Here is a 24,489-nt window from a genome sequence, read left to right on the forward strand (position 1 = left end):
CACTGCCTTGGGCATCTTTGTAGACCGAGGCGTTGTACAACACGTCGGTGAGTTGTCCGTCGCGATGGCGAATGGTCAGGGGGTAGTCGGTGACGGCCCCTTCGGCGAAGACCCGCTGGTAGCCCTCACGAGCTTGGCTCGGCTCGGTGAAGTAGTCGGAGAAGTCGGTCCCGATCAAGCTCTCCCGCTCGACGCCGGTCACCTTGACGGTGGCTTCGTTTACGTCGGTGATCTTGCCTTCGGGGCTGATGGTAACGAGCGGGTCGAGGCTGGCCTCGATCAAACTTCGCGCGTACTGAGAGGCCTGCTTTTGCGCGGTGACGTCGCGCGCGGCCGCGAAGACTCCAAGCACACTGCCTTGGGCATCTTTGTAGACCGAGGCGTTGTACAACACGTCGGTGAGTTGTCCGTCGCGATGGCGAATGGTCAGGGGGTAGTCGGTGACGGCCCCTTCGGCGAAGACCCGCTGGTAGCCCTCGCGAGCTTGGCCCGGCTCGGTGAAGTAGTCGGAGAAGTCGGTACCGATCAAGCTCTCCCGCTCGACGCCGGTCACCTTGACGGTGGCCTCGTTCACGTCGGTGATCTTGCCTTCGGGGCTGATCGTGACGAGGGGGTCGAGGCTGGCCTCAATCAAACTTCGCGCGTACTGGGAGGCGGCGCGGACGTGCTCCTCGGCCCGCATGCGTTCGGTGACGTCGCGGGCGATGGTCGAAGCGCCGGTGATCCTGCCGCTTGAATCGTGAACAGGAGACACGGTCAGCGACACGGCGACCGTACTACCGTTCTTCCTGACCCTTGTGGTCTCGTAGTGGTCGATGCGATGGCCGGTTCGGATCCGGTTAAGGATGTTCACCATCTCGTCGGCTCTGTCCGCGCGCCTCAGCAGCGCGACGGACTTACCAACTATCTCGTCGGCCGTATACCCGTACATCCTCTCGGCAGCCGGGTTCCAACTGGTGATGATCCCGTCCAGGTCCTTGCTGATGATCGCGTCGTCGGAGGAATCGACGATGGCGGCCAAAAGCGCAAGGCGAGTCTCTTCGCCGGCGGATCGCTCTCGATCACCGTCGGGTCGCGTCATTTCCCCTCCGTCCCGACGACCGCGCTCATCGCGCGGCGCGTTCCCTAGAGCACGTGTCGGCACCGCCCGGTCAGATGATGCTCAACTTCTGGAGCGCGCGCCGACGGCGCTCGTCTTCGTCTGAAACGAGAAGCGTTCGGCTGGCGACCTTTGTCAACGCGGAGGGGTTGAACGGCTTGGGCAAATAGTCGGCCGCGCCGGCCTTCCAGCCGCGGATCTCGTCTTCACGGGTCACTCGCGCGGTCAGCAAAACAACGGGAATCGCGTTCGTTCCCGGATCCGACTTCAACTCCGCAAGCACCTGCCAGCCGTCGATACCCGGCATCATCACGTCGAGCAAGATGAGGTCGATCCCACCTTGGCGCGCGGCAGCGAGCCCTGTCTCGCCATCACCGGCCTCCACGACCTCAAACCCCTCCAATGCGAGGTTCACCCGGCACATCAGGCGAATGTCCGGCTGGTCGTCGATGATAAGAACGCGTTTGGTGGTAACACCGTGCGTCATGCGTCTACTTTCGCCGCACTCGCGCCGGAGTTCTACCGGTAGATCTAGCCATTTCACCTAGGCACGGAAGGCCACACCCCTGCACAAACAGGTATTCTGGCCCTCGTGCCACGACAGCCGCGACCTCCCGCAACGGCAATCGCCGTCGAGCGCGCGACGCTGTCGAACGGCCTTCGCGTCGTCCTGGCCCCCGACCGCTCGTCCCCTACCGTGTTTGTCGGCGCCTACTACGACGTTGGTTTTCGCTCGGAACCCCAAGGGCGCGCCGGGTTTGCCCATTTATTCGAACACCTGATGTTCCAGGGGTCGGCAACCCTGGAGAAGGGACTTCACGACCGCCTGACGACGGGCAACGGCGGAATCAACAACGGCAGCACTAGAAACGACTTCACCAATTATTTCGAGCTGATGCCGTCGAATGCCCTAGAGGTCGCACTGTTCCTCGAGGCCGACCGGATGCGAGAGATCCGCCTGACGCCGGAGAACCTGCAAAACCAGATCGACGTGGTGAAGGAAGAGATCCGCGTCAACGTTCACAACCAGCCTTACGGCGGCTTCCCCTGGCTATACCTACCGATGACGCTCTTCGAGACGTTCCCAAACGCACATGACGCCTACGGGGACTTCGCCGACCTGGACGCGGCAACCATCGAAGAGGTGGCCGAGTTCTTTGACCGGTACTACGCGCCAGGCAACTGCGTTCTGACAGTCGCCGGTGACTTCGACGTGACGGAGGCCATGCAGCACGTCGAACGGCACTTCGGAGGTATCGCCGCGCGCGAGGTCCCACCCACCGTGGACGCGCGCGAGCCGCTGCCCGGCAGGGAACGCCGCGACGCCCGACGGGATCCCCACGCTCCTCAGCCCGCGCTGGCAATCGGGTATCGGATTCCCGACCCCATCCGCGCGTTCGACGAGTACGCGGCGACCGTCCTGTGCTGTCAGTTGTTGACCGGCGGCGAGGCGTCCCGACTTCACCAGCGGCTGCTCAAGACCGACCGAATCGCCAGCCACGTTGACGGCGATGTCGGGCTGGTCGCAGGCACCTTCGAGGTGCGCGACCCCTCGATGCTGCAAGTGCAGGTCTTCTACCCCGACGGCCAGGGACCGGATCGCATCCTGCGCGCGATCGATGAAGAGATCGAGCGGATCGCCGAGGGTGTGGACGCAGCCGAGCTGGACCGCTTCCGCAACGCGTACCTCGCCGACTACCTCGGAGGAGTCGACAGCCTCATGCAGCGCGGCATGCTCCTCGCCGCGCTCGAGCAGCAGCGCGGCCGGGCGGAACTGCTGAACGAACTGCCGGGCATCCTCACGCGAATCCAACCCGAGGACGTCGCCAAGGTAGCCGCCCAGTGGCTCACGTCCGACAACCGAGCCGTGCTCGAACTCCTACCCGGGGCCGCCGGATGAAGCCGCTACCCTCCCACGTGCCTTCGGTCGGGCCCGCGCGCCCGATTCGGGTTCCGACGGCAGCCGAGCGCAAGCTGCGCAACGGCCTTCGCGTCCTGGCGATTCGGCGCCCGACAGTCCCCCGCGTGGAGATTCGGCTACGTATGCCGGCGGGCCTGATCCACGACGGCGGGCAGGCGGCCCGGGCCTGGATGCTTCCGGAGACGATCCTCACAGGAACCCGCAGCCGGTCCAGTGTGGACATCGCGCAGGAACTCCAGGGGCTAGGCGCCGGCCTCGAAGCCGCGGCAGACGCCGATGATCTCGTCGTTTCAGTCGGTTGCCTCTCAGCGTCGCTCGAGCGGATGTTGGATCTGATGGCCGAGGTCGTGACGGCACCGACCTTCCCTGCGGACGAGGTGGATGTCGCCCGGGACAGGGTCGTCCAGGAACTGATCATCGGACGAAGCCAGCCTTCGGTCATCGCGCGCGAGACCTGGCGCGCGCAGCTCTTCGGGCGGCACGGCTACGGAAGACCCATGCCGGCTCCGGAGACGATCGCTCGCACCGGCCCGGCGCAGATACGCCGCTTCCACGCCGAGCGGGTGCTGCCGCGCGGCAGCACCCTGGTACTCGTAGGCGACATCCGCCCCGAGCAAGCCGTCGAGGCGGCAGCCGAGGCCTTCCGCGGCTGGAAGGGCCGGCCCGTCACCGGAGCCACGCCGGCGCCAACGATGTCTGCTCCCGAGTCGATCTTGCTGGTAGATCGCCCAGGAGCAGTCCAGACGAACATCCGGCTCGCGGGGGCGGCGCTCCCGCGGGGGCACAAGGACTACTTCGCCCTCACGCTGGCAAACCTGGTTTTCGGCGGGTACTTCAGCTCCCGCCTGGTCACCAACATCCGCGAGACCAAGGGCTACACGTACTCCCCCGGCAGCGCGGTAGACCACCGTCGGGGCGCGTCGGCGCTGGTGGTAGGTGCCGACGTCGGCACCGAGGTAACCGCTGCGGCACTGCTGGAGATCCGCTACGAACTCGGCCGCATGGCCGCGCTCGAGGTTGATCCCGACGAACTCGACGCCGCGCGCCGATACCTCGCCGGAGTCACATCGCTCTCGATCCAGACGCAAGCCGGCCTGGCCGGCTACGTCGACACCTTGATCTCGTGCGGCTTGAGTCTCGACTACCTCCGCACGTTCCAGCCTGCGCTCCAGCGGATAACCACCCACCAAATCCTGGAAATCAGCAGGAAATACCTGGGTCCAGGCAAACTGCTGACGGTTCTCGTCGGCGACGCCGGAGCGATCCGAGCGCAGGCCGAAGCCTTCGGCCCGGTCGAAGTTCGCAACGCCCCGTAGCCCGGTCTCCCCGGGCAAAGCGGCAGGTTCGCTCACAATGGCTCAAGGATTGGCGACCCGAGCGGCGAATACGGTATCTTGATGTGGCGCCCTGCGGAGCAGTTTTCGGGTTCGCTTTTCCCTAGTCAGTCGGCCAAAAGCCTTCTGCATCACCCTGTGAGCCAAGAGCGTCAATAAGGTCAATTACCGAAAATGATCACGCTTCGCCCACGCTGCCGCCCCGGCCGTTTTCGGCCGGCGCTTGTTTTTCTTGCCGCACCCGCCCTCGCCGGTGCGCGCGCCGTCTCCCGGATGACTCCCCCGGCTTCCCCGTGGTGAGGAAAGGACACTCGACAGGATGGCAACCACGACACCCACCCGCAGGGCGACCTCCCGCAGAGCGTCGCTGAACCCCAAGGACTACCAGAAGATCTTTGAGGCGGTCATCGCAAACGCGGCGACCGTCGTCAAGGGCAAGGACGACGTCATTCGCCTGGCTCTGGTGGCCATGCTGTCCGAAGGCCACATCCTGTTCGAGGACGTTCCCGGCGTCGGTAAGACGGTGCTCGCGCGCGCGCTGGCGCAGTCGCTGAACGCCATCGCCAGCCGGATCCAGTGCACGCCGGACATGCTCCCGGGCGACATCACGGGCTCGGCCGTCTACGACCAGGAGAAGAAGAAGTTCATCTTCCACCCGGGCCCGATCTTCGCCAACATCCTGCTGTCCGACGAGATCAACCGCGCCACCCCTAAGACCCAGTCGGCGCTGCTCGAGGCGATGGCGGAGCGCCGCGTGACCGGCGACGGCGTCGTGCGCAACCTCCCGCGCCCCTTCTTGGTCCTGGCAACTCAGAACCCCGTCGAGCTGGCCGGGACGTTCCCGCTCCCCGAGGCGCAGCTCGACCGCTTCATGTTCAAGCTGCGCATGGGCTACCCGGACCGCGAAGCGGAACGCACGATCATGTTCGCCAACTCCAAGGAGTTGGCCGTTGACTCGCTGGGCTCTGTGATCGACACCGATACCGTAAGCGACATGATCGCGTACGCGCAGGACGCGGTAGACGTCTCGGATGCGGTCGGCTACTACATCGTCGACCTCGCCCAAGCGACCCGCCAGGAATCCGGCCTTACGCTCGGCGCCTCGCCGCGCGCGCCGATCAACCTCCTGCGCACGGCGCGGGTGCTCGCCGCGTCCGACGGACGCTCGGACGTGTATCCCGACGACGTGCGCCACGTGCTGTTCCCGGTCATGGCGCACCGTCTCATCCTTGCTCCGGATGCCATCCTTCGCGGTGAGACCGTCGAGGCAATCCTGGAGCGCGTCGTAGGCCGAGTGAAGGCCCCACTGATGGGTGACATCAAGGCCGGCGGCGACGGCCGCGCGGCGGTCAAGAAGGCGGCGGTGAAGCTCTAGCGGTGGACGGGCTTCGGGAACTCGCGTCGCGCGCGGGGGCAGCCTTCACGCGCGCAACCGACGTTCGCAGGTTTCGGCCGAAACTGCTGCGCCTGCAGCGCAAGATCGGCATCACACCGATCGGCCTGCTGGGTATCGCGATGGCCGTGGGCCTGTGGCTCCTCGGGTTCATCGTGGCGGGCAAAACGCTGTACTTGTTCGCCTACGGCGCCGCGCTGCTGATCCTCGTCACGTACTTCACCGGCAAGCGATCCCTGCCGCTCACCGGCGCGCGCTCCGAAGTTCGCGCGCGCGCGCGCGAAGGCGAAATCCTGGGCGTCGACCTAACCTTGCATGCCAAGCGTCGCCTGTCCACGGTGGTACTGGAAGAGCAGATCCCCGAACGGCTCGGCACTCCGGTGCAGCTTCCCATCGCAACGCTGCACTCCGGTGAGGACATCCAGCACTCCTACCGTTTGTTCTGCAAGCGCCGCGGCGCCTACACCCTCGGGCCGCTCATCGCCCGCTGGGGTGACCCGATCGGGCTCACGCAGCGCGAGATGGTGCTGGTGCCGGAGTTCGAACTGCTGATCCACCCGAACATCGAGAACGTCAGCGACCGGCCGCTCACGCGACAATTCGAAGACCCGCCGATCCGGCCGCCGGTATCCAAGCCATGGCCTTCAGGGTTGGAGTTCTACGGAATGCGCGAGTACGCGCCGGGTGACGATTTGCGGCGCATCGTGTGGCGCGCGTTCGCCAAGACCGGCGTTTTAATGGTCCGCGAGGCCGAGCAAGGAATCACCGACCAGATCACAGTCATCCTCGATACCGGACGCCAGTACCACTCCAAGGACGAGCCGTCCGAGTCGTTCGAAGCCGGAGTTCGTGTCGCGGCGTCGCTCGCCGTCAAGCACCTCACCGAAGGCTACGCGGTCTCGATCGAGACGAACGACGGGCCTCTCACGCGCAAGCTTCGCGGTCCCGGCGCCCCAATGCAGATGCTGGACGCGTGCGCGCGCCTGGAGATGGGCAAGCATCCGATCTCTAAGGCGATCATGCGCCTGGCGACCGACCCTCGCCGCGACGCTCACAACGTGCTGATCACCCCGCGGCTCAAGCCGGAAGAGGCCGCCCAGTTGCGGTTGCTGCTGAACAAGGGTGTCTCGGTGCTGGTCGTCGCGCTGATGTGGGACGAGCACTCCTCGGAGACGTTGAACACAGCGACGGCCCTTGGGTGCCAGGTCGTCGAGATGCGGCCCGGGCAGTCGATCGCCGGCGCGCTGTACACCCAGGTCGGAGCCGGGAGTCGCCGGTGAGCACCGTCCTCGAAGACCCACTCGCGCCGGCTCCCCTAGTGGATGCGCCGACAGCCACACCTGGCGTCGTCTCCGAAACCCCTGCGCCGGGCTTCGAATCGCTGGTTCGACCGATCACGCGGGAAGAACTTCTTCGTCCCGCGATCGGAGCGCTCGCGACGACACTCGCATGCTCGTTCCTCGTCGGCGGGATGTTCGTTGGGTATTCCCCCCGCATCTACGCCGCCATCGGCGGCATCGTCGGCGTCGCGATGGCTGTTTGGGCCGCCAGCGCAACCAAGCGCGTTTCGCTCGTGCAGGCCATGTCCTTCGGCGGAATCCTGCTCGCCGGCATGATCTTGCTGGCCGTCGGCGACATCGGCGCAGTCAGCCGTTTAGGCGAGGTCGTCGGAGAGGCTGCCAAGAACGCTCGACTTCGCCGTCCTCCGGCCCCATTCGACCTGGGGTGGCGCGCGATCCTGCCCTGGACGATGGGGATGATCGGGTACCTCGCGGCCTGGATCGGCGTCGTCAATCGCAAGGCCGCCGTGGGGATTCTGGTCCCGATCCCAGTCATCGCCTTCTCGGCAATCGCTCAACCGAGCGAAGCGCAGATCCCTTCCGGCATCATCGCCTTCGTCGGCTTCGTCGTGGGCCTCACCGTCATCTACCGGGCAGACCGCGGAGAGGGCGAAGGCGTCTCCACCGCATACGAACTCAAGCGCGCGGCGCGCGCGGCGCCTCTGGTGATCGTGCTGATCGTCGCGCTGGCTGCGGCCAGCCAACTCAACATTTTGTTCCCGACTCCGCGCATCGACCCGACGCAGCGCGCGCAACTGCCGCGCGCCGTCCCGCTTTCGGGCGTCAAGGACCGCGTGCTGTTCACGAACCAGTCGGAGTTCACCGGTCCGTGGCGCGCGGGTGTTCTGGACGTGTTCGACGGTGAGAACTGGCGGCTGCCTCCGTACTCGGCGTCGACGTTCAAGCCGGCGCCCAAGAGCGGACTCCTCGGTGACGTGTTCGGAAACCCCGTTCCGAACCAAGTGCGCGCGCACGTCACGATCGAGGGTCTGGAAGGCACTGTGATTCCGCTTCCTGCACGGATGTACGGAATCGTCGTGGAACGCGGACCAGCCTTGGTCGTGGACGCGCGAACCCAGACCGTTCGAGTCGCAGAAGGGCAGGTCGACCTGGGCCTGGGCTACGACGCGGTCTTCGCTCTGCTGCCGACCGAGAGCACATTGCGTGAGGCCGGCGCCCCCGACGCCGAACTGCTGCGGGAGTTCACCGACACCGCGCACCAGGAACCCCCGGCAGCCGTACGCGACCTTCTGGCAAAGGCGGATGCGCAAACAACCAACTTGTGGGACCGACTCGACTTCCTCCGCCAAGCGCTGTTGGACACGGTGACGGCATCGGGACAGGGCGTGCCCGCACCCGTCCCTCCGGCCAAGATCCAAGACATGCTGGCCGGCTCCAAGGAAGCCTCCCCGTTCGAAATCGTCGCCGCGCAAGCGGTGCTCGCCCGCTGGGCCGGGATCCCCGCGCGCATCGGCTACGGATTCGACCGCGGAGAGAAGGTCGGCAGCACGATCGAGTACCGGCCGAAGCACGGCGCAGCGTGGCTGGAGGTCTACTTCCGCGGAAGCGGATGGCTGCCGATCACCGGACTGCCCAAGAAAGCCAAGCAGCGTCTCGGCTCCGGCGACCAGACCATCGACGCGAACGTCCTGCCCGGGGACGAGATCGCCGTGCAGTTGTTCATTCCGCTGCGGGTACAGCCGAAGAACTTCCTGTTCAAGCAGATTCAGATCGTGCTGCTGATGGTGACTCCATTCTTGATCACCATCGGCCTCGTGTGGCTGTTGTGGCCGGTCGCCTACAAGTCCAGACGCCGGTCCCGCCGGCGGCTGTGGGCTGCATCCGTCGGACGCGCCGAGCGCATTGCCGTTTCCTACGCCGACTTCCGCGACGGTGCTACGGACCTCGGCGTCGGCGACCCCTACGCGACACCGCTGGCTTACGTCGAGAAGGTCGTCCCCGACGACGAGCACCGCGAGTTGGCTTGGCTGGTCTCGCGCGCGCTGTGGGGCGACATGCGCAAGACGCTCACCGACGACGACGTCTTCGCAGCAGAAGAACTGAGCCGCTCGCTGCGACGCCGCCTCTTCGAGGCTCAGCCTTTCACCATCCGGGGAATCGCACTGATTTCGCGACTGTCCCTGCGCAACCCCTACGCGCCGGAGCTTCTGTCTCCGCCGCTTGAGAAGTTCAGCTGGAAACAGCTGCATAGCCACCTGCCACGCATGCCTCGGCGTGCTGCGAAGGAGACCTTCGATGACGCGATCGAACCCGCGTAGAACCGCGACGACTATCGCGCTGCTCGCCCTTCTCGGGACGAGCTGCTCGAGTTTCCGCGTCCAGTCCGAAGTCGCCATAAAGCAGGTCCCCATCGACCTCACCTTCGGGGCGAAGGCCGTTGCCGCACCCTCGCGGCCCCCGTTGCCGCCCTTGCCGCCGCTACCCCGCTACCTGCCGCCTCCGCCCTATGTGCCGGTCCCGGTGCCTCCGTCGGTTCCCGCGGGACCGCTGTGCGGCGTCACGACGGCGATCGCGGCACGCGACACCTCAACGCCGGACATCTCCAGCAAGCAGCGCCCCCAAGAAGGAACCTACTTGTTCAACTTCGACGGCGGCCTCGAGGGCGAAGCCGCGCGCGAAGGCGTCACCGCATACAAGACCATCAGCAGCACAGCAGAAGAGCCCGAAGGGTTCTCGTACTCGATCAAGAGCGAGTTCGACGGGGTCGTGCTGCACTTCGAGGTTCGCCCGACCACCGAGGAACAGCAACTCCCCGGCCTCTTCCTGAAGCGCGTGGACATCCCTCAGAAGAAGAGCGAGGACGCCCCCGCGACGTTCATTCCAGCGTCGCCACTGAAGCTGCTGGCCTTCCCGATCGAGGTCGGGACCAGCCAGACGGCCTCGGGGCCCGACGTCGCGTCGAAGCGGGATACGGGCATCTCGAACCCGGCGGCCCCCGGGACGATCTACCAGCCGTCCGCGAACACCATGACGTCGCGAGTAGACATCGGCGCGCGCGAGATCATCGAAGTCTGCGCGGACCTCGCGCAGGCATGGAAGGTCAACTGGGATCTCAAGATCGCGGGCGACTTCAACATCGAGATGATCGGCACGTTCTGGCTTGACACCGCCTACGGCGGCTGGCCAGTCAAGGATGACTTCATCCTCACCGGCGATCTCGCCAACGGGAACTTCGCCTCCAACCTCATGAAGCTCGACCCGGGTGCGTATCTGTGAGCGAAGCCGTTCGCGCAAAGCAAAAGACGCTGCTCGCCGGCATCGGGTGCACGGCCGGCATCTTGGTGCTCTCGCTGGGCATCATGGGTGTTCCCATCGGCGTGCTGCTCCAAACCCTGTTCCCCGCGCTATCGGTCGGCCTGGTTGCGGCGTCGCTGGTACTCATCTACCGAACGGTGCGCGTGATCAACTTCGCACAACTCGCCATGGGCGGACTGGCTGCGCAGTTGTTCTACGAGTTGTACACGCGCAAGATCCTCCCCTACCCGATAGCGATGCTGACGGGCGTCGCCGCCGGTGTCGTGCTGGCGGCGGTCGTCGGGATCATCGCGAGCACATTGTTCTTCCGTCACCCCCGGCTGGTCATGACTGTGGTGACCATCTTCGTGTCCGGACTGGTGGCCAACGTCCAGAGCCAGGTCGGGTCCGCCTTCAAGAAGGAAGGCGAGATCACCACAATCAAGTCCGTCCCCTTGGCGGATTCGTCGATCTGGAGCCGGAAACTGTTTGAAATCGACGCGATCCCGTTCCGCGTCGCGCACGTCATCGGTCTAGTGCTACTCCTTAGCATCTCGGTGGGTCTAGCCGTGTTCTTCCGCAAGACCCGCGTCGGCACCGCCATCCGCGCTTCGGCCGAGAACTCCGACCGGGCGTCGCTGCTGGGGATCAACGTCAAGATGCTGCAAGTGGGAGTCTGGACCCTCGTGGGACTCGTGGCCAGCGTCGGGGCGGTTTCCGTCATGGCGGTCGTCCCGTACTCCCCCGGTGCGGTGGCAAACCAAACAGATCTGCTGCTTCCCCTGGCCGCCGCGGTACTCGGACGACTGGCGAGTATGCCGGTCGCATTCTTCGCCGCGGTTGGGATGCTCGTCCTGCAGAACTCGATCATCTTCTCGTCCGGAGACTCAGCCCTGATCCCACTGGCGTTGCTGGTCGTCGTGCTCGTCGGACTGCTGGCGCAGCGTAAGCGCATCGAAGTGCGCGCGGACCAGGGCACCAGTTGGAAAGCCGTGAAAGAGGTGCGCCCGACACCACGAGAGATGCTGTCGCTGCGCCCGATCGCGGTCTCGCGGATTGCGATCATGGCCGTCGGCATCTTGATTGCGCTCGGCCTGCCGTGGATAACCGGCTTGCAGACGATCAACACGCTTCAGCAGATATGGACGACGGCCATCGTCGCAACTTCGCTCGTGGTTCTCACCGGATGGTCGGGCCAGATCAGTCTCGGGCAGTACGCGATCGTTGCCGTGGGAGCGTTTCTCGGCGGAAACATGACGGCGCACTGGCACATCCCGTTCCTGCTCGCGCTGCCGCTTGCGGGGCTCGCGGGTGCGGCGGTCTCGCTGATCATCGGGATTCCCGCGCTTCGCATCCGAGGTCTGTTCCTCGCGGTGACGACGCTTGCGATCGCGATCGTGCTGCCGTTGTTCTTGTTCGATGAGAGCTACTTGGGACGCTGGCTTCCGTCGAACAACATCAAGCCTCCCCGAATGTTCTTCTTGGACTTCACCGACAGCAGGTCCATGTACTACCTGTCGATGCTGCTCTTCCTGCTCGTGGCGGCCGGGATAATGGCTCTGCGAAAGAGCAGGGGTGGACGCGTGTTGATCGCTCTGCGAGACAACGAGCCCGGCGTGCAGTCGTTCGGGATCGACGTCGTGCGCACACGCCTTACCGCGTTCGCCATCTCCGGGTTCATCGCGGCGCTCGCCGGCGCACTGCTGGTTCATCAGACCATGGGGATGGACAGGTCGACCTTCGCAGTGGGGGCAAGCATCCAGATCTTCATTCTCGTCGTCATCGGCGGAGTGTCATCGCTGGCCGGCGCGCTGCTCGGCGCGCTCTTCTTCATCGGCGGCGCGCTGCTGTTCCCCGCGCTGGTCTCGCTGGTGACCGGCGTCACGGGGTTGATCGTGCTCATGGCGATCCCCGGCGGACTGACACAGGTGGTGTTCGGCCTGCGCGACGCAGTGCTGCGGGTCGTTGCGATGCGCCGGCACATCATCGTTCCCAGCCTTTTCGCGGACTACAGCCCGGAAGCGTGGGAGAAGCGACTTGCTCCGCTCGCCCCGGCGTCGCAGACCCAAGGGCTCGCGGTGCTCAAGCCCGACCAGCGATACAGCTTGCGGTCGAGGATCTTCGGAGGAGCTAAGGCATGACGCGCCCGACTGACGAGCCGCGCCCCGTTCAGGGCGCGCAGATCGACGCGCCACCCGCGACCGGCGAGCCGGACTCCCCGGCGCTGCCGGTCGCCGACCTGCCCACCGTCGAAATCGAGACCCACATGCCCGGGACGCACGCGGCCAAAGCCGAACGCGCGCAGCTCATCGGCAACCCGCTGGTCAAGATCGCGACGCTCATGCGGGAGGGGTTGCGTCCCAGCAACCTGCGAAGCTCGTACGGCAAGAAGCCACTCGTGCTGATCATGTTGATGGGCATCGTCGGGATCTTCGCCGGCACAGCGTCGAACCTTGCATTGCCCGAGATCCAGCGCACATTCAAGCTGAACCTGTCCTCGATTCTCGAGCTGGCCAAGTGGATCGGACTGATCGGTACGCTGATCTCGGTTCCGCTGGGGTACCTGGGAGACCGCGCGCGACGCGTGACGATCTACGCGATCGGATCCGTCGTGAACTCGTTGGGAGTTCTCTTCGTCGGCCTGGCTCCGAACAAGGGCGTGATGTACGCGTCGCGCTCACTGTCGAGCATCGGCGACGTTGGTCCGGAAGCGGTGGGATTCAGCCTCATCTCCGACTACGTCCCGCAGGAATACCGCGGCCAGTCGTTTGCCTTCCGGGCGGCCGGCCGGCAACTCGGCGCGATTCTCGCCCCGCTGCTCGTTGGGATTCTGGGATCCGCGTTCGGATGGCGAGTCCCGTTCATCATCGCCGGCGTCGCCGGCACACTCATCGGACTTTGGTTCTTCCGGATGCCCGAGCCCATTCGTGGGTATCAGGAGCGGCGCGCGTGGGGAGCCGACGAGGAAACCGCGCGCCGCCAGCAGGAGCCGCCCTCCATCGGCGAAGCGTTCCGCGCGACCTGGGGCGTTCGGACCCTGCGCCGCATCTCTTACTCGATCCCATTCAACGGTGTCGCGTCGCTTGGCTTCGCGATCTTCTTCCCCTTCTTTCTCGCGCGCACCCACGGCGTCGGACTCCTGCAACGCGGGATCTTCGGAGCGATCCTGGCCACGTGCGCGCTCATCGGACTCATCATCGGCGGTCCGCTCGTCGACCGAATCATCGGCCGCGCGCCGGGACGCGTCGTGATGATCGGAGGCATCGCGGGCATCGCCACCGCAATCTGCATAGTCGGCATCGTGCTGTCCCCCAACGCGTGGGGCGTGCTGTTCTTCGCCGCCTTGTTCACCACCTTCGACGCTGTTATCGCCCCGGCCTGGACGGCGGTCAGCTCGCTCGTCATCCCTCCGCGAATCCGCAACCTCGGACTCTCGACACTCGCCTACTGGAGCTTGCCGGTCTTCTTCGTCTTTCCGCTTATCGGCGGCATTGCAGGAAAGTACGGCTTCCGCTCAGGCCTGTTGTTCTTCATTCCGTTCTATCTGATCGGGGCCGTTCTGCAGATCTCGGCCGGACCATTCGTTGAGTTCGACATCCGCTCGGCTACCGCGGGAGCAATGGCCGCCGAGGAATGGCGGCGCGCGAAGTCGGAAGGGCGCGCGAAGTTGCTGGTCCTGCGCGGCGTGGACGTGCACTACGACTCGGTGCAAGTGCTGTTCGGCGTCGACCTGGACATCCAGGAGGGCGAGCTGATCGCGCTGCTGGGAACCAACGGCGCCGGCAAGTCCACACTGCTGCGCGCGATCTCAGGAACTCAGGAAGCGACGGGCGGCGCGATCGTGTTCGACGGTCGCGACATCACACACGTCCCTCCGCACGAGACCGCTCGGTACGGCATTGCGCAGACTCCCGGCGGACGCGGCATCTTCCCCGGCCTGACGGTGCGCGAGAACCTTCAGCTCGCCGGCTGGCTACACGGACAGGACCCCGAGCACGCGCAGGAAGTCGAGCAGATCTTCGAGTTCTTCCCTGTGCTTCGCGAACGCCTCGATCAGACGGCGGGATCACTGTCGGGCGGAGAGCAGCAGATGCTGACGCTCTCCCAGGCCTTCCTTGCTCGTCCGAAGCTGCTGATGATCGACGAACTCTCCTTGGGGCTGTCCCCCGCGATCGTGGGACAACTGCTGGAAATCGTGCGCGGAATCCACGCGCGCGGCACGACGATCATCGTCGTCGAGCAATCGGTCAACGTCGCGCTCACGATCGCCGAGCGCGCGATCTTCATGGAAAAGGGCGAGGTTCGCTTCGACGGTCCGACGGAGGATCTGCTGGGACGCCCCGACATCATGCGCGCGGTATTCCTCAAGGGCGGCGCGCAACTGACGATCAACGCGGGTCCGGCAATGCCGACCAAGCTGCGCGACGAGGAACGGGCCGACATCCTCCAGGTGCGCGGCCTGGTCAAGACATACGGCGGCGTCGCCGCGGTAAACGACGTGAGCTTCACGCTTCGCGAGCAGGAAGTGCTGGGCCTGATCGGGCCGAACGGCGCCGGCAAGACGACCGTGCTCGAGATCATCTCCGGGTTCAACCCCGCCGACCGCGGACAGATCATCTACGACGGCAAGGACATCACGCCGCTTCCGCCCGACGAGCGCGCCAAGATCGGCCTGATCCGGAGATTCCAAGACGCGAGGCTCTTCCCGTCCCTGACTCTGTCCGAGACGGTCGCAATCGCGTTCGAGCGTCAGATTCAAGTGCGCAGCATGGTCGCCCAGGCCATGTCGCTGCCGCAGGCACGCCAGTCCGAGACCGTCGTTCGACGCAAAGTCGATCGGCTGATCGAGATCCTCGGATTGGAGGCCTACCGTGACAAGTTCGTCGGCGAGGTGTCGACCGGGACGCGGCGTATCGTGGACATCGCGTGCGTTCTCGCCGCCGAGCCGCGCGTACTGCTCCTGGACGAGCCATCGTCCGGACTCGCACAGCGCGAGGCCGAAAACCTAGCCCCGCTGCTGAATCAAGTCCGGATAGAGACCGGCTGCAGCATGATCATCATCGAACACGACATGCCGCTGATTTCGGCGGTGTCCGACGAACTGCTCGCCATGAACCTCGGCGAGGTCGTCGTGCGAGGAGCGCCGGACGACGTGCTCAACGACGAACGTGTCGTAGCTTCGTATCTTGGAACATCCGAAGATGTAATCCATCGGTCCGGACGGACGAAGGGAAGAGCGTGAAACGAGTAGTCATCTTCGTAGCGACGCTGGCGCTTGCGCTGCCGGCCTGCGCCCAAGACCACAGCATCGGAAGCGGCGTGAGCGGCGGAAGCACCACGCTGCCGTCCTCGGCGGCACCCACCACGTCGAAGTCCCCGACGAAGAGAGCGACGCCGACGGCGACGAAGTCCAGCGCGCGCCCCGTGACTCCGACGAGCGAACCAAACAAGTTCACCATCGTGGTGCGCAGCGTGAACGAGGGCTACCTCCCGCGCGAATTGCGGGCCTGCGTTGGAGACCTGATTACCTTCACGAACCAGGATCCCTCCTACGAACACTCGTGGTCGGCCGACGAATCCGGCGGCCGCCCCGGGCCTTGGAAGTCCCCGATGCTCGCACAGGGGAAGTCGTGGACGTGGACGATTGACGCTGCGCCCGGGGAGTACAAGTGGCACGACGACAAAGTCCCCTACCTGGTCGGCGGGCCGCTGGAAGTGCTCGGGAAGTGCTGATGACCCTTCCTCGCCGCCTCGGCATCCTCGCGCTGTCCGCGGCCCTGGTCGCGGCCGGCTCGGCTTGCGGCGGGAACGCCAATGCCAACGCCGCGTGCAACACCGATGCGGATCTCGCCGCGCGCCAGACGCTGCCGATACCACCGATCCTGGCCGGGCTCACCGTGTCGGTCGACACGAAAGCCACATCCAAGATCGCGAAAGCGGCGGCAAGCAACTCCTACGTCTGCAACGCGATGGTGTTCGCGATGCGCGACGGGAAAGAACTGCGCGCCGTGCTCCAAGTTGCGCGCCTGACCCCGGACGCGCGCCCCGGCGACCCGAAGTTCCGCCGCACGATCGCGGGACAGATCGGCGGGACGTCGCGCCGGCCCGAGAAGATCGGCGACACCCTGGTCTATCGGGCGCGCGTGAACTCCCAAATCATCGATATCTGGTTCACGGGTCAGTTCATGGAAGTGCTGATCGCCCTTGAGTCCGATACGGCAGGAGGAACAACGATCGATTTCGGCCGGCTACTCGCCGAAGCGATCTCGTTGCGGCCGATCAGGGTCTAAGCCGGCCGGTGTCCAAAGACAGCGCTTAGCGCTCGCCTTCCGCAACGTACTTGACGACCATCAGGCCCTTGATGGCGCCCGGATGCAACTGGTCATAGAACTCGTACGTCTTCCCGTCCTTGGCTTCCTGGATGACCACCAGCTTGGAATGCCCGGAAGCTATGGTCTCGTACACGGCCAGATCGTCGATGGCGAACCCGCGCTTGACGTCGGTGTTGTTCACAACCTGCACTTCTCCGAAGGCCGCGTCGGCCTCGAACGTCGCCGGTGACACCACGACGGCTCCGCCGACGCCGGAGTTGTAGGAGATCGTCGCGGTGAATGGTGGGGCGTCCTTCAAGAACCCACACGCGGACACCACTAGGCCAAGCGCAACGAACAGGGCTGGGAAGATGATTCGACGAGTCATTCGAAGTCTCTCAATTCGATCGGACACACGGTCGCCGTAGGCTACCCCGCGCCGCAGTTCCGGCGCCACACAGCGCGATAGGCAGGAGATCGATCAGACAACGGGGAACCCCTGTGAAGCTCAAGCAGCATGCGGGTGACTCGACACAGGAGGCTGGACACACATGCGCAAACTTCTGCTTGCGGCGGCCGTTGCCGCGACGTTTCTCGGCGCTCAACAGCCGGTGCGCGCCGATACCCCGGCGCCGATACCCGTCACGTTCGACGGCGCCACCCCTTGCGGCCCCGCCTGCGCCTATTGGCCTGCGACCACCGAGGCAGGGTTCAAGGCATGCGAGAACCCCTTCCCCCCCGGTTCCTACGTGGACATCTTGACCGACAGAGCGCCCGCGCCGCCGGCCGGCAAAAAGGTGATCTTGATTCTCGAGACCTTCCCCCAGATCGACTGGGACACGTTTATCTGCGGAGTGCTGTCCAACGGCAGCCACAACGGCGGCGAGCTTGCACGCGGCGTGAACCTCATCCCGGGAAACTGCGACAACCTCCTCGGGCCAGAGAGCCCCGTCCCCCTCGGATGCGAGGAACGAGCCATGACGCCTGCCACACCGGGCGCGCGCTACGTGCTTCGCGCATACAACTGGTCCGATGTCGCCCCTTGTCCCGGCCGCTACTCATGGGTATTCGTCTAGATCGCGGCAGGAACAAGTCCCAAAACGCCGAAGAAGTACCGCAAGCATTCGCGTCTTCGTATTCACGGAGGGATCATGCGCAAGTTGATCACAGCCGTCGCATTGATGGGTGCCCTCATCGGCATGTTCCCGGCCACTCCCGCACCAGCAGCCGAAGTCGGCACGCCGCCGGGGAACTTCGTCTTTCCTGTCGCCGGAACGATCCCATGCGGCGTCGGGGTTATCGGAGTGGCCGACATCTGCGCCTACAACATCCCCGAGAACCTCTACAAGGCCTGCGAGAACCCGTTCCCGCCCGGATCCTACGTGGACATCGTGACCAAGCCTGCTCCGAAGATCCCTGACGGCAAGCGGAAGGTCATACTGCAGCTTGAGTCCTTCCCGCAGGTCGACTGGGACACATTCATCTGCGGCATGTTGTCCGACGGCAGTCACAACGGCGGGGAGATGGCTCGGGGAGCCAACGCATTCGCCGAGCCTTGCGACAACCTGCAGGGACCCGAGAGTCTCCTCCCCGTGGGCTGCAAGGAGAAGGCGATGTCTCCGGTCGAGCCCGGAAAGCAGTACGTTCTGCGCGCCTACAACTGGATGGACGTCGCCGACTGCCCTGCCAGGTACTCCTGGATCTTCCTGTAACGCAACGCCAAGGATGAAAGCGGGCCCTCAGGCCCGCTTTCACTTTCTATCCCTTTTTCCCCTTCGTGCCACATGCAGCACTTATCCTTTGGGAAAGACACCACATTCGGCAGGAAGCCGTCCAGACCTGGCCGAAACAAGAGGAACACTCCAACCGGGAGGATTCACGCGATGAGATCCAAGAAGCTCGCTGCAATTGTCATCACGGCATGTCTTGTCGCGGTCGCACCGGCGATTACTCCGGCAAGCGCCGCCGAACCAGGCCAAGCACCGGGGGAGTTCGTCTTCCCATTCGCCGGAACCGTTCCGTGCGGGACGGCCTGCGCCTACAACATCCCCGAAGACCTCTACAAGGCCTGCGAGAACCCGTTCCCGCCCGGATCCTATGTGGACGTCGTGACGAAGCCCGCGCCGAAAGTTCCTGACGGCAAGAGAAAAGTGCTGTTGAAGCTTGAAGCGTTCCCGCAAGTCGACTGGGACACGTTCATCTGCGGCATGCTGTCCGACGGCAGCCACAACGGCGGAGAACTGGACCAGGGCGCCAACGACGTCGCCGAGACTTGCGACAACCTTCAGGGCCCCGAGAGCCCGATTCCGGTCGGATGCGAAGAAGAGGCGATGGCTCCCGTCGAAACCGGGAAGCAGTACGTGCTGCGCGCCTACAACTACTCGGACCCCTTTGACTGTCCGGCCAAGTACACATGGGTCTTCGTGTAGATTCGGCTGCGGAGGAGCTATGAAACGAGTTCTCTGGGCCACCCTCCTCGCTGCCGCGGTCGCGGCGGGCCTTCCCGGTCTCCCGGCCGCCTCCGCGCACCCTGGAGAACACCCCATCACGTTTCCCGTCGCGCAAGCGATTCCGTGCGGACCGGGGATGGGTGGCGACATCTGCGCCTACAATCCGCCGGCGAGCGAGTTGGGCTACAAAGCCTGCGAGAACCCGTTCCCGCCGGGATCCTGGGTGGACATCGTGACGGAACAGGCGCCGACCCCTCCACCGGGCAAGAAGGTAATCCTGATCCTGCAGACGTCCCCGCAGATCGACTGGGATACGTTCATCTGCGGCATGCTGTCCAACGGCAGCCACAACGGCGGCGAACTCGCCCGCGGAGCAAACGCGCTCGCGGAGCCGTGCGACAACCTCTTGGGTCCGGAAAGCCTGGCCCCGATCGGCTGTCAGGAACGGGCACAGGCCCCGGTGTCGCCGGGCGGGCGTTATGTGCTGCGGGCATACAACTACTCGGACGTGGCGGATCTCCTCGGGCACTACACCTGGGTCTTCGTCTAAGACGGAGGGGGTCGGCGGCGACTTCGGGACACGCGCGCCGCGGGCCGCGTAATCTACACGGGCCGACCGGGACAAAAAGGGGGATCCGGATGAAGCTCGGGATCGGACTGCCGAACACGTTGACGCCCGACGTGAATCGAGGCTTGTTCCTCGACTGGGCCCGAGTATCGGATCACGCCGGATTTCATGTGTTCGGCACATTGGACCAACCCAACTACGACTCTTGGGATCCCCTCGTGTCCCTCGCCGCCGCCGCCGCGGTCACCGAGCGCGTGCGTCTGGCCACCACCATCCTTCAGTTGCCCAACCGCAACGAAGTGCTCGTGGCAAAGCAGTCCGCCGTCATCGACCGCCTGTCGGGCGGGCGTCTGGACCTCGGCGTCGCGGTCGGCGGCCGCGAAGATGACTTCAAGGTGTTCGGCGCCCGCTTTGCCGGACGCGGAGCAAAGCTCGAACGTCAGGTCCGCAAAATCCGGAAGACGTGGCGCGCGGCGAGGCGATCGACACCCGAGGAAGGCATCACCGGACCCGCGCCGATGCAGAAGCCGCTGCCGCCGATCTGGATCGGCGGCAGCAGCGACCGCGCGGTGGCGCGCGCGGTCTCGATCGGCGACGGGTACGTGTTCGGAGCGGCCGGGCCCGAGGCGATGGCGGCGCGCGCGCCGGCGATTCGCGCGGCTGCAGCCGAAGCGGGACGCAAGCAGTTCGGCCTCATGGGGATCGCCTATGTGGCGATCGCAGAGGATCCGACGGACGCCCTGGAGCAAGCAACACGCGCACTCACGCGCTACTACCGCGGGAACTTCCACCGTCCGCCGCGCGAACTCGTGCACCATGGGCCGGCCGAGATCGTGGCGCAGGCCGCCAAGGAGTACGAGCAGGCAGGACTCGACGTGCTGGTGTTGCTGCCGTTGATCCCGAGTCTGAAGCAAGTCGAAGCGATCGCCGCCGAAGTGCTGCCTGCGTATCGCGTTCCGGCGCACTAGACGCCGCGGGCTACTCCGACTCGCTGATCTCGAGGCGCTCGATGAGGACGTCTTCTTTCGGGCGGTCGCGTCCGTCGCGCGCAACCCGCGCTATCGCGTTGACGACTTCCATGCCCTCGACGACCTCACCGAAGATCGTGTGCTTGCCGGTAAGCCACGTCGTCGGTGCTTCGGTGATGAAGAACTGCGAACCGTTTGTGTTCGGGCCTGAGTTCGCCATCGCGAGATACCCGGGCTTCGTGAAACCCGGGCCACCGGACACCTCGTCCTCGAACTGGTATCCGGGACCGCCGGTGCCGGTGCCGAGCGGATCGCCGCCCTGGATCATGAATTCAGGAATCACGCGGTGGAATATCGTCCCCGAGTACAACGACTCGGTGCTTTCCTGCCCCGTACGCGGATCGCGCCACGGGCGCGCGCCGGTAGCCAACCCGACGAAGTTCTCTACGGTCTTGGGCGCATGATCCGGAAGCAGACGCACACGGATGTTGCCCTTCGTTGTCACAAGCGTCGCGTACTGCGTCACGCATTCCTCCTCATGCCTGGCCGTCCCAGGGCTCGACCTTGATCAGTTGATACGAGAACGTGCCGCCCGGGGCTTCGTAGACGATCTTGTCCCCGACGCTCTTGCCGAGCACTACCTTCCCCAACGGCGAAGCCATCGTCACCGTGCGCGCCGTCCGTGCCCGCTCCTCCGCCGACGAGGCAAGCAGGTACACCTCCGGTTCGGCGTCGGATTCGTCCAGCGGCTGCAGCGTAACGAGAGATCCGGCCACAGCGTGGTCGGTCACTCGCGGAACTTCCACGATGATCGCGCTCTTCAGCACGTGTTCGATCTTGCGAATCCGCGCCTCCATCATGCCCTGTTGGTTCTTCGTCTCGTGATACTCGGCGTTCTCCGACAGGTCGCCGAGTTCGCGCGCGCGCAGCAGTCGCTCGGCCATGTCTTTACGGCCGACGGTCTGCAACTCCTCGAGTTCGGCGGCGAGACGGTCATACGCCGCGCGCGACAGTTCCGGCTGCTGATTGGTGAGATCGCTCATCCGTTCACTCCAAGAAAAAATTGACGCCGGGCTCTCCCGACGATCCCGCAAGTCTACCCGGCCATTTGCCCGCGGTCAGGGGGGAAGGCTCATTCCAAGGACAGACCCAGCAGGGACGCCAGCGCCGGGATCGTCTCCGCGGTGTCATGGTGCAACACTCCGCGCATCCCGGCGGCGTCGGCACCTCGGACGTTGCCCTCGAAATCGTCGACAAACACGCATTCCTGGGGCGCGCGCCCCAGGGCGCGCGCCGTCGCGAGGTAGATCTCGAGATCAGGCTTGCGCATCCCGACCTCGGCCGAGATCACAACTGCGTCGAACAAGTCGTCAAGCTGCGCGCGCGGATACCCGTTGGGTCCCCATGAGTTCGAAAGCAGTGCTGTGGCGCATCCAGCGGCGCGGGCGGCACGCACCGCATCGAGCATCCGCTCATCGGGCTTCAAGGAAGCCATCAGACGATCCTTCAGGTTCTCGGGGTGAATGGCGCGTCCGCTCGCCTCGCTGAGCAGTCCCGCAAGGTGACGCTCGAACTCCACCAACTCGATCCGTCCGATCTCGACCGCCGCGAACATCGAGTTCGGGTCGCTGACCCCGCCCACAACGACGTTGACGAAGGCCTCGACGTCGATCCCCTCACGCGCGCAGAACGCGAGCCACGAATCGACCATCGGAGTAGTCAACACCCCTCCGAAATCCAACAAGAGAGCCGTATACGCCACGTTGATGTCCTCCGTCCGACGATCGACGTTTTGTACCAGTTTTCCCCTTCAGAAGGAACTTGAGGCAGGAATCACCTCCGGAGGATTCGGCAAACTCGAACCAATGCGAACATTCGACGGGAGGCATCCCGCCCCTGCTCACCGAAACCTGGGCACGTCGGACTAAGCCTTTCATACGGGTTATTCGGCCCGTGCATGTATCAAGAGGAGGAAATCGGATGCGTTCGTCATCGAAGCGCCGGGGGCTTCGCGCCGTGCTCACGGGGAGCCTCGTTGCGATCGCGGCCGCCTGCCTGCCCGCAAGCGCCGCCGCCAATCCAGCCCCGACACTGCTCGGGACGTCGGTCGACAGCGGGTGGGGTCGCTCCGCAACTCTGTTGATGGCGACCTACGACGCGCCGTTGCAGCGCGCCGACGAGGACGATGTCGTCGTCACGAAGGCCTCGCTGAAGAACGCTGCCGGCAAGACTCTGACCGGCGCGTCTTCGATCGAGGGCAAGGACAAGAAGACCCTTAAGTTCGTCGCCGACAACGAAATGATCCCCGGAGATGGGCCATTCACGGTGACCTTCCGTGCCCACGCTGTGGGCCAGGACGACGGCGTGACGGACACGGTGACGCCACTGACGTTCCACCTGGACGCCGGCGTTCCAAAGGCTCCCTTGCTAGAGACGTACCCCGCCTCGATCGTCGCCCCCGGCGACCCGGTTGTGTTCGAGGGCAAGGCCTCCGACATCAAGGACGGCTCCGGCATCGCGCGAGTCGAACTTCACTTCTTCAACCCGGTCGTGACCTTCCCGCGCACGGACGAAGCTCGCCAGCTCCGCCTCACGCAGGATTCCACGTGCTCGGGCGGTCTGTGCCCGCAGAACACGACCTTCTCCTTCACGGCCGAATTGCCGGCGGGATACTGGAACGTCAAGGTCGCCGCCGTGGACCTCGCGGGTAACGTTTCCCCTGAGTCCGCCCCGATCGGGTTCCTGGTGTTGGCCGCACCGGAGGCGTAGTCCCAGACTTCACACAAAGAGAGGGCAAGCGCCCTCTCTTTGTCGTTTCGGACGGCTGCTAAGGCGTGTACACGACGGTGCGCACGCGACCAGAGAACTCGGTGATCCAGAAATCAACGGTCTCTGAGTTGCCATCGGAGAAACCGCCGTCCTCGGGCGCGGCTCGCACGCTGGACGGGTTCTGAAGTCCCGCTGCGACAACGCATGCATCCCCGGTTGAGGGATCAACCCTCAACAGCTCCCCAGACCCGTTTCCGACAACGTATAGGGCGCCATCGGGTCCCTGCGTCATGTCGTCGAGCCCTTTGACGACGAGCGGCTGATCGAGGTCGGGGTCGGCAAACACTTCCGGCCGAATCGAGGCAACCCCTGTGGTAAGCGGCATCACGGATTCGACCGCCGGATCGGCTCCAAGGCGGAGCCGCAAGATCGGCGAACGCTGATCGAACGTCACCGCCGCGTACATCACTCCGCCGTCGACAACCAGACCATTCATCCCCCAGGCGTTGGTCACGAACTTAGCCCACACCCCCGACGGATCAATGCGTACCAGCCCATCGCCGAAATCATTGGACACCCACAGGTTCCCGTCGCCGTCGAAAGCCAAACCGTTCGCCATGTCGAATCCGGAGGTGAACGGTGTGACCACGCCTGCCGGATCGAAGCGGATGACGCCGGCCTCTCCGGTGCGCGCGATCGAACCGGCAGCCGCGTTGCCCGTTCCCGCGTACATCAGACCGTCGGATCCCGCGGCCAGCCCGCCGGGAGAAGAGACGCCGTCGATTCCCGCCAACTCCGCACCTGCGGCGTCGAACCGGCGGATGCTCGAAGCCGTCGAATCCGAGATCCACAGCGATCCCTGCCAAAAAGCAAGGTTCTCCAAGACATCGGCGCCCAACGACAACCGGGTCCCGACGACGGCCGCCCCCGGGCACGCTGCCTGCGTAACCGGATCAGCACTACCTGCCGATGCGATGAGCACCGCAACCAGGAATGCCGAAACAACAGGTCTTCCGATTCGCATGACTCCCCCGATCGCAGACGAGCGTCGGGAGCAGGTTTCGGCGTGCGCGAAGCGGTT

Annotated in this window: 23 protein-coding genes; 16 read left to right on the plus strand and 7 right to left on the minus strand. The window is 65.0% G+C overall.

Going from position 1 to position 24,489, the window contains the following annotated elements:
* Both WDA27_10025 and WDA27_10030 read right to left on the minus strand, forming a co-directional pair.
* Positions 1 to 1,081: PAS domain S-box protein (locus WDA27_10025; protein MFA5891264.1), on the minus strand; the 1,081-nt coding region annotated here is incomplete at its 3' end.
* A gap of 70 nt (positions 1,082 to 1,151) precedes the next feature.
* On the minus strand, positions 1,152 to 1,586 hold the full coding sequence (locus WDA27_10030) for a response regulator (GenBank protein ID MFA5891265.1): 435 nt from the start codon (positions 1,584 to 1,586) through the stop codon (positions 1,152 to 1,154).
* A 105-nt stretch (positions 1,587 to 1,691) separates the two neighbouring features.
* Here WDA27_10030 and WDA27_10035 point away from each other — a divergent pair, with 105 nt between their 5' ends.
* From WDA27_10035 to WDA27_10080, 10 genes are all read left to right on the plus strand, one after another.
* Entirely contained in the window at positions 1,692 to 2,999 is a 1,308-nt protein-coding gene (locus WDA27_10035) for a pitrilysin family protein (protein ID MFA5891266.1), read from the plus strand.
* Between the two features lie 17 nt (positions 3,000 to 3,016).
* The gene (locus WDA27_10040) at positions 3,017 to 4,336 is read left to right on the plus strand and encodes a pitrilysin family protein (GenBank protein MFA5891267.1); all 1,320 of its coding nucleotides are present in this window, start codon (positions 3,017 to 3,019) and stop codon (positions 4,334 to 4,336) included.
* A gap of 337 nt (positions 4,337 to 4,673) precedes the next feature.
* Entirely contained in the window at positions 4,674 to 5,729 is a 1,056-nt protein-coding gene (locus WDA27_10045; GenBank protein MFA5891268.1) for a MoxR family ATPase, read from the plus strand.
* Between the two features lie 2 nt (positions 5,730 to 5,731).
* Positions 5,732 to 7,027 (plus strand): DUF58 domain-containing protein, encoded by a 1,296-nt coding sequence (locus tag WDA27_10050; protein ID MFA5891269.1) that lies wholly within the window; start codon positions 5,732 to 5,734, stop codon positions 7,025 to 7,027.
* The gene (locus WDA27_10055) at positions 7,024 to 9,366 is read left to right on the plus strand and encodes a transglutaminaseTgpA domain-containing protein (protein ID MFA5891270.1); all 2,343 of its coding nucleotides are present in this window, start codon (positions 7,024 to 7,026) and stop codon (positions 9,364 to 9,366) included. The genes WDA27_10050 and WDA27_10055 overlap by 4 nt, the downstream gene beginning before the upstream one ends.
* Positions 9,344 to 10,324, plus strand: a complete 981-nt coding sequence (locus WDA27_10060) for a hypothetical protein (protein ID MFA5891271.1) — start codon at positions 9,344 to 9,346, stop codon at positions 10,322 to 10,324. Before WDA27_10055 ends, WDA27_10060 begins: the two co-directional genes overlap by 23 nt.
* A complete protein-coding gene (locus tag WDA27_10065) occupies positions 10,321 to 12,483 on the plus strand; it encodes a hypothetical protein (protein MFA5891272.1) in 2,163 nt (720 codons plus the stop codon). Before WDA27_10060 ends, WDA27_10065 begins: the two co-directional genes overlap by 4 nt.
* Positions 12,480 to 15,584, plus strand: coding sequence for an MFS transporter (locus tag WDA27_10070; GenBank protein MFA5891273.1), 3,105 nt, complete (start codon positions 12,480 to 12,482; stop codon positions 15,582 to 15,584). The genes WDA27_10065 and WDA27_10070 overlap by 4 nt, the downstream gene beginning before the upstream one ends.
* Positions 15,581 to 16,075: a hypothetical protein gene (locus tag WDA27_10075; protein ID MFA5891274.1), complete on the plus strand. Its 495-nt coding sequence runs from the start codon at positions 15,581 to 15,583 to the stop codon at positions 16,073 to 16,075. Before WDA27_10070 ends, WDA27_10075 begins: the two co-directional genes overlap by 4 nt.
* A complete protein-coding gene (locus tag WDA27_10080; protein ID MFA5891275.1) occupies positions 16,075 to 16,632 on the plus strand; it encodes a hypothetical protein in 558 nt (185 codons plus the stop codon). The genes WDA27_10075 and WDA27_10080 overlap by 1 nt, the downstream gene beginning before the upstream one ends.
* Positions 16,633 to 16,657: 25 nt before the next feature.
* Here WDA27_10080 and WDA27_10085 read toward each other — a convergent pair whose 3' ends face one another.
* Positions 16,658 to 17,041: a cupredoxin domain-containing protein gene (locus WDA27_10085; protein ID MFA5891276.1), complete on the minus strand. Its 384-nt coding sequence runs from the start codon at positions 17,039 to 17,041 to the stop codon at positions 16,658 to 16,660.
* Between the two features lie 163 nt (positions 17,042 to 17,204).
* Here WDA27_10085 and WDA27_10090 point away from each other — a divergent pair, with 163 nt between their 5' ends.
* The 5 genes from WDA27_10090 (at position 17,205) to WDA27_10110 (ending at position 20,639) form a co-directional block, all read left to right on the plus strand.
* Positions 17,205 to 17,729, plus strand: a complete 525-nt coding sequence (locus WDA27_10090) for a hypothetical protein (GenBank protein ID MFA5891277.1) — start codon at positions 17,205 to 17,207, stop codon at positions 17,727 to 17,729.
* A gap of 75 nt (positions 17,730 to 17,804) precedes the next feature.
* Complete coding sequence (locus tag WDA27_10095; protein MFA5891278.1) at positions 17,805 to 18,365, plus strand: hypothetical protein; 561 nt, start codon at positions 17,805 to 17,807, stop codon at positions 18,363 to 18,365.
* Between the two features lie 171 nt (positions 18,366 to 18,536).
* Positions 18,537 to 19,082 (plus strand): hypothetical protein, encoded by a 546-nt coding sequence (locus WDA27_10100; GenBank protein ID MFA5891279.1) that lies wholly within the window; start codon positions 18,537 to 18,539, stop codon positions 19,080 to 19,082.
* Between the two features lie 19 nt (positions 19,083 to 19,101).
* Positions 19,102 to 19,653, plus strand: coding sequence for a hypothetical protein (locus WDA27_10105; GenBank protein ID MFA5891280.1), 552 nt, complete (start codon positions 19,102 to 19,104; stop codon positions 19,651 to 19,653).
* 89 nt (positions 19,654 to 19,742) lie between these two features.
* Complete coding sequence (locus WDA27_10110; protein ID MFA5891281.1) at positions 19,743 to 20,639, plus strand: LLM class flavin-dependent oxidoreductase; 897 nt, start codon at positions 19,743 to 19,745, stop codon at positions 20,637 to 20,639.
* 10 nt (positions 20,640 to 20,649) lie between these two features.
* Here WDA27_10110 and WDA27_10115 read toward each other — a convergent pair whose 3' ends face one another.
* The 3 genes from WDA27_10115 to WDA27_10125 all read right to left on the minus strand — a co-directional run bounded on the left by WDA27_10115 (position 20,650) and on the right by WDA27_10125 (position 22,401).
* Entirely contained in the window at positions 20,650 to 21,165 is a 516-nt protein-coding gene (locus WDA27_10115; GenBank protein MFA5891282.1) for a peptidylprolyl isomerase, read from the minus strand.
* A 10-nt stretch (positions 21,166 to 21,175) separates the two neighbouring features.
* Entirely contained in the window at positions 21,176 to 21,682 is a 507-nt protein-coding gene (gene greA / locus WDA27_10120; protein MFA5891283.1) for a transcription elongation factor GreA, read from the minus strand.
* Between the two features lie 89 nt (positions 21,683 to 21,771).
* On the minus strand, positions 21,772 to 22,401 hold the full coding sequence (locus WDA27_10125; GenBank protein MFA5891284.1) for an HAD-IA family hydrolase: 630 nt from the start codon (positions 22,399 to 22,401) through the stop codon (positions 21,772 to 21,774).
* A gap of 218 nt (positions 22,402 to 22,619) precedes the next feature.
* Here WDA27_10125 and WDA27_10130 point away from each other — a divergent pair, with 218 nt between their 5' ends.
* On the plus strand, positions 22,620 to 23,408 hold the full coding sequence (locus tag WDA27_10130) for a hypothetical protein (GenBank protein MFA5891285.1): 789 nt from the start codon (positions 22,620 to 22,622) through the stop codon (positions 23,406 to 23,408).
* A 58-nt stretch (positions 23,409 to 23,466) separates the two neighbouring features.
* Here the strand turns inward: WDA27_10130 and WDA27_10135 are convergent, their stop codons facing one another.
* Entirely contained in the window at positions 23,467 to 24,432 is a 966-nt protein-coding gene (locus tag WDA27_10135; GenBank protein MFA5891286.1) for a hypothetical protein, read from the minus strand.
* Between the last annotated feature and the right edge of the window lie 57 nt (positions 24,433 to 24,489).

The organism is Actinomycetota bacterium (assembly GCA_041658565.1).
GTDB lineage: Bacteria > Actinomycetota > AC-67 > AC-67 > AC-67 > JBAZZY01.

What these genes read in the sequence shown, in the direction of transcription:
- WDA27_10100 (MFA5891279.1), top strand. Translation starts at nt 18,537, where the DNA reads ATGAGATCCAAGAAGCTCGCTGCAATTGTCATCACGGCATGTCTTGTC.
- WDA27_10135 (MFA5891286.1), bottom strand. Translation starts at nt 24,432, where the DNA reads ATGCGAATCGGAAGACCTGTTGTTTCGGCATTCCTGGTTGCGGTGCTC.
- WDA27_10080 (MFA5891275.1), top strand. Translation starts at nt 16,075, where the DNA reads ATGACCCTTCCTCGCCGCCTCGGCATCCTCGCGCTGTCCGCGGCCCTG.
- WDA27_10030 (MFA5891265.1), bottom strand. Translation starts at nt 1,586, where the DNA reads ATGACGCACGGTGTTACCACCAAACGCGTTCTTATCATCGACGACCAG.
- WDA27_10090 (MFA5891277.1), top strand. Translation starts at nt 17,205, where the DNA reads ATGCGCAAACTTCTGCTTGCGGCGGCCGTTGCCGCGACGTTTCTCGGC.
- WDA27_10105 (MFA5891280.1), top strand. Translation starts at nt 19,102, where the DNA reads ATGAAACGAGTTCTCTGGGCCACCCTCCTCGCTGCCGCGGTCGCGGCG.
- WDA27_10095 (MFA5891278.1), top strand. Translation starts at nt 17,805, where the DNA reads ATGCGCAAGTTGATCACAGCCGTCGCATTGATGGGTGCCCTCATCGGC.
- WDA27_10130 (MFA5891285.1), top strand. Translation starts at nt 22,620, where the DNA reads ATGCGTTCGTCATCGAAGCGCCGGGGGCTTCGCGCCGTGCTCACGGGG.
- WDA27_10045 (MFA5891268.1), top strand. Translation starts at nt 4,674, where the DNA reads ATGGCAACCACGACACCCACCCGCAGGGCGACCTCCCGCAGAGCGTCG.
- WDA27_10070 (MFA5891273.1), top strand. Translation starts at nt 12,480, where the DNA reads ATGACGCGCCCGACTGACGAGCCGCGCCCCGTTCAGGGCGCGCAGATC.
- WDA27_10110 (MFA5891281.1), top strand. Translation starts at nt 19,743, where the DNA reads ATGAAGCTCGGGATCGGACTGCCGAACACGTTGACGCCCGACGTGAAT.
- WDA27_10085 (MFA5891276.1), bottom strand. Translation starts at nt 17,041, where the DNA reads ATGACTCGTCGAATCATCTTCCCAGCCCTGTTCGTTGCGCTTGGCCTA.
- WDA27_10060 (MFA5891271.1), top strand. Translation starts at nt 9,344, where the DNA reads ATGACGCGATCGAACCCGCGTAGAACCGCGACGACTATCGCGCTGCTC.
- greA (MFA5891283.1), bottom strand. Translation starts at nt 21,682, where the DNA reads ATGAGCGATCTCACCAATCAGCAGCCGGAACTGTCGCGCGCGGCGTAT.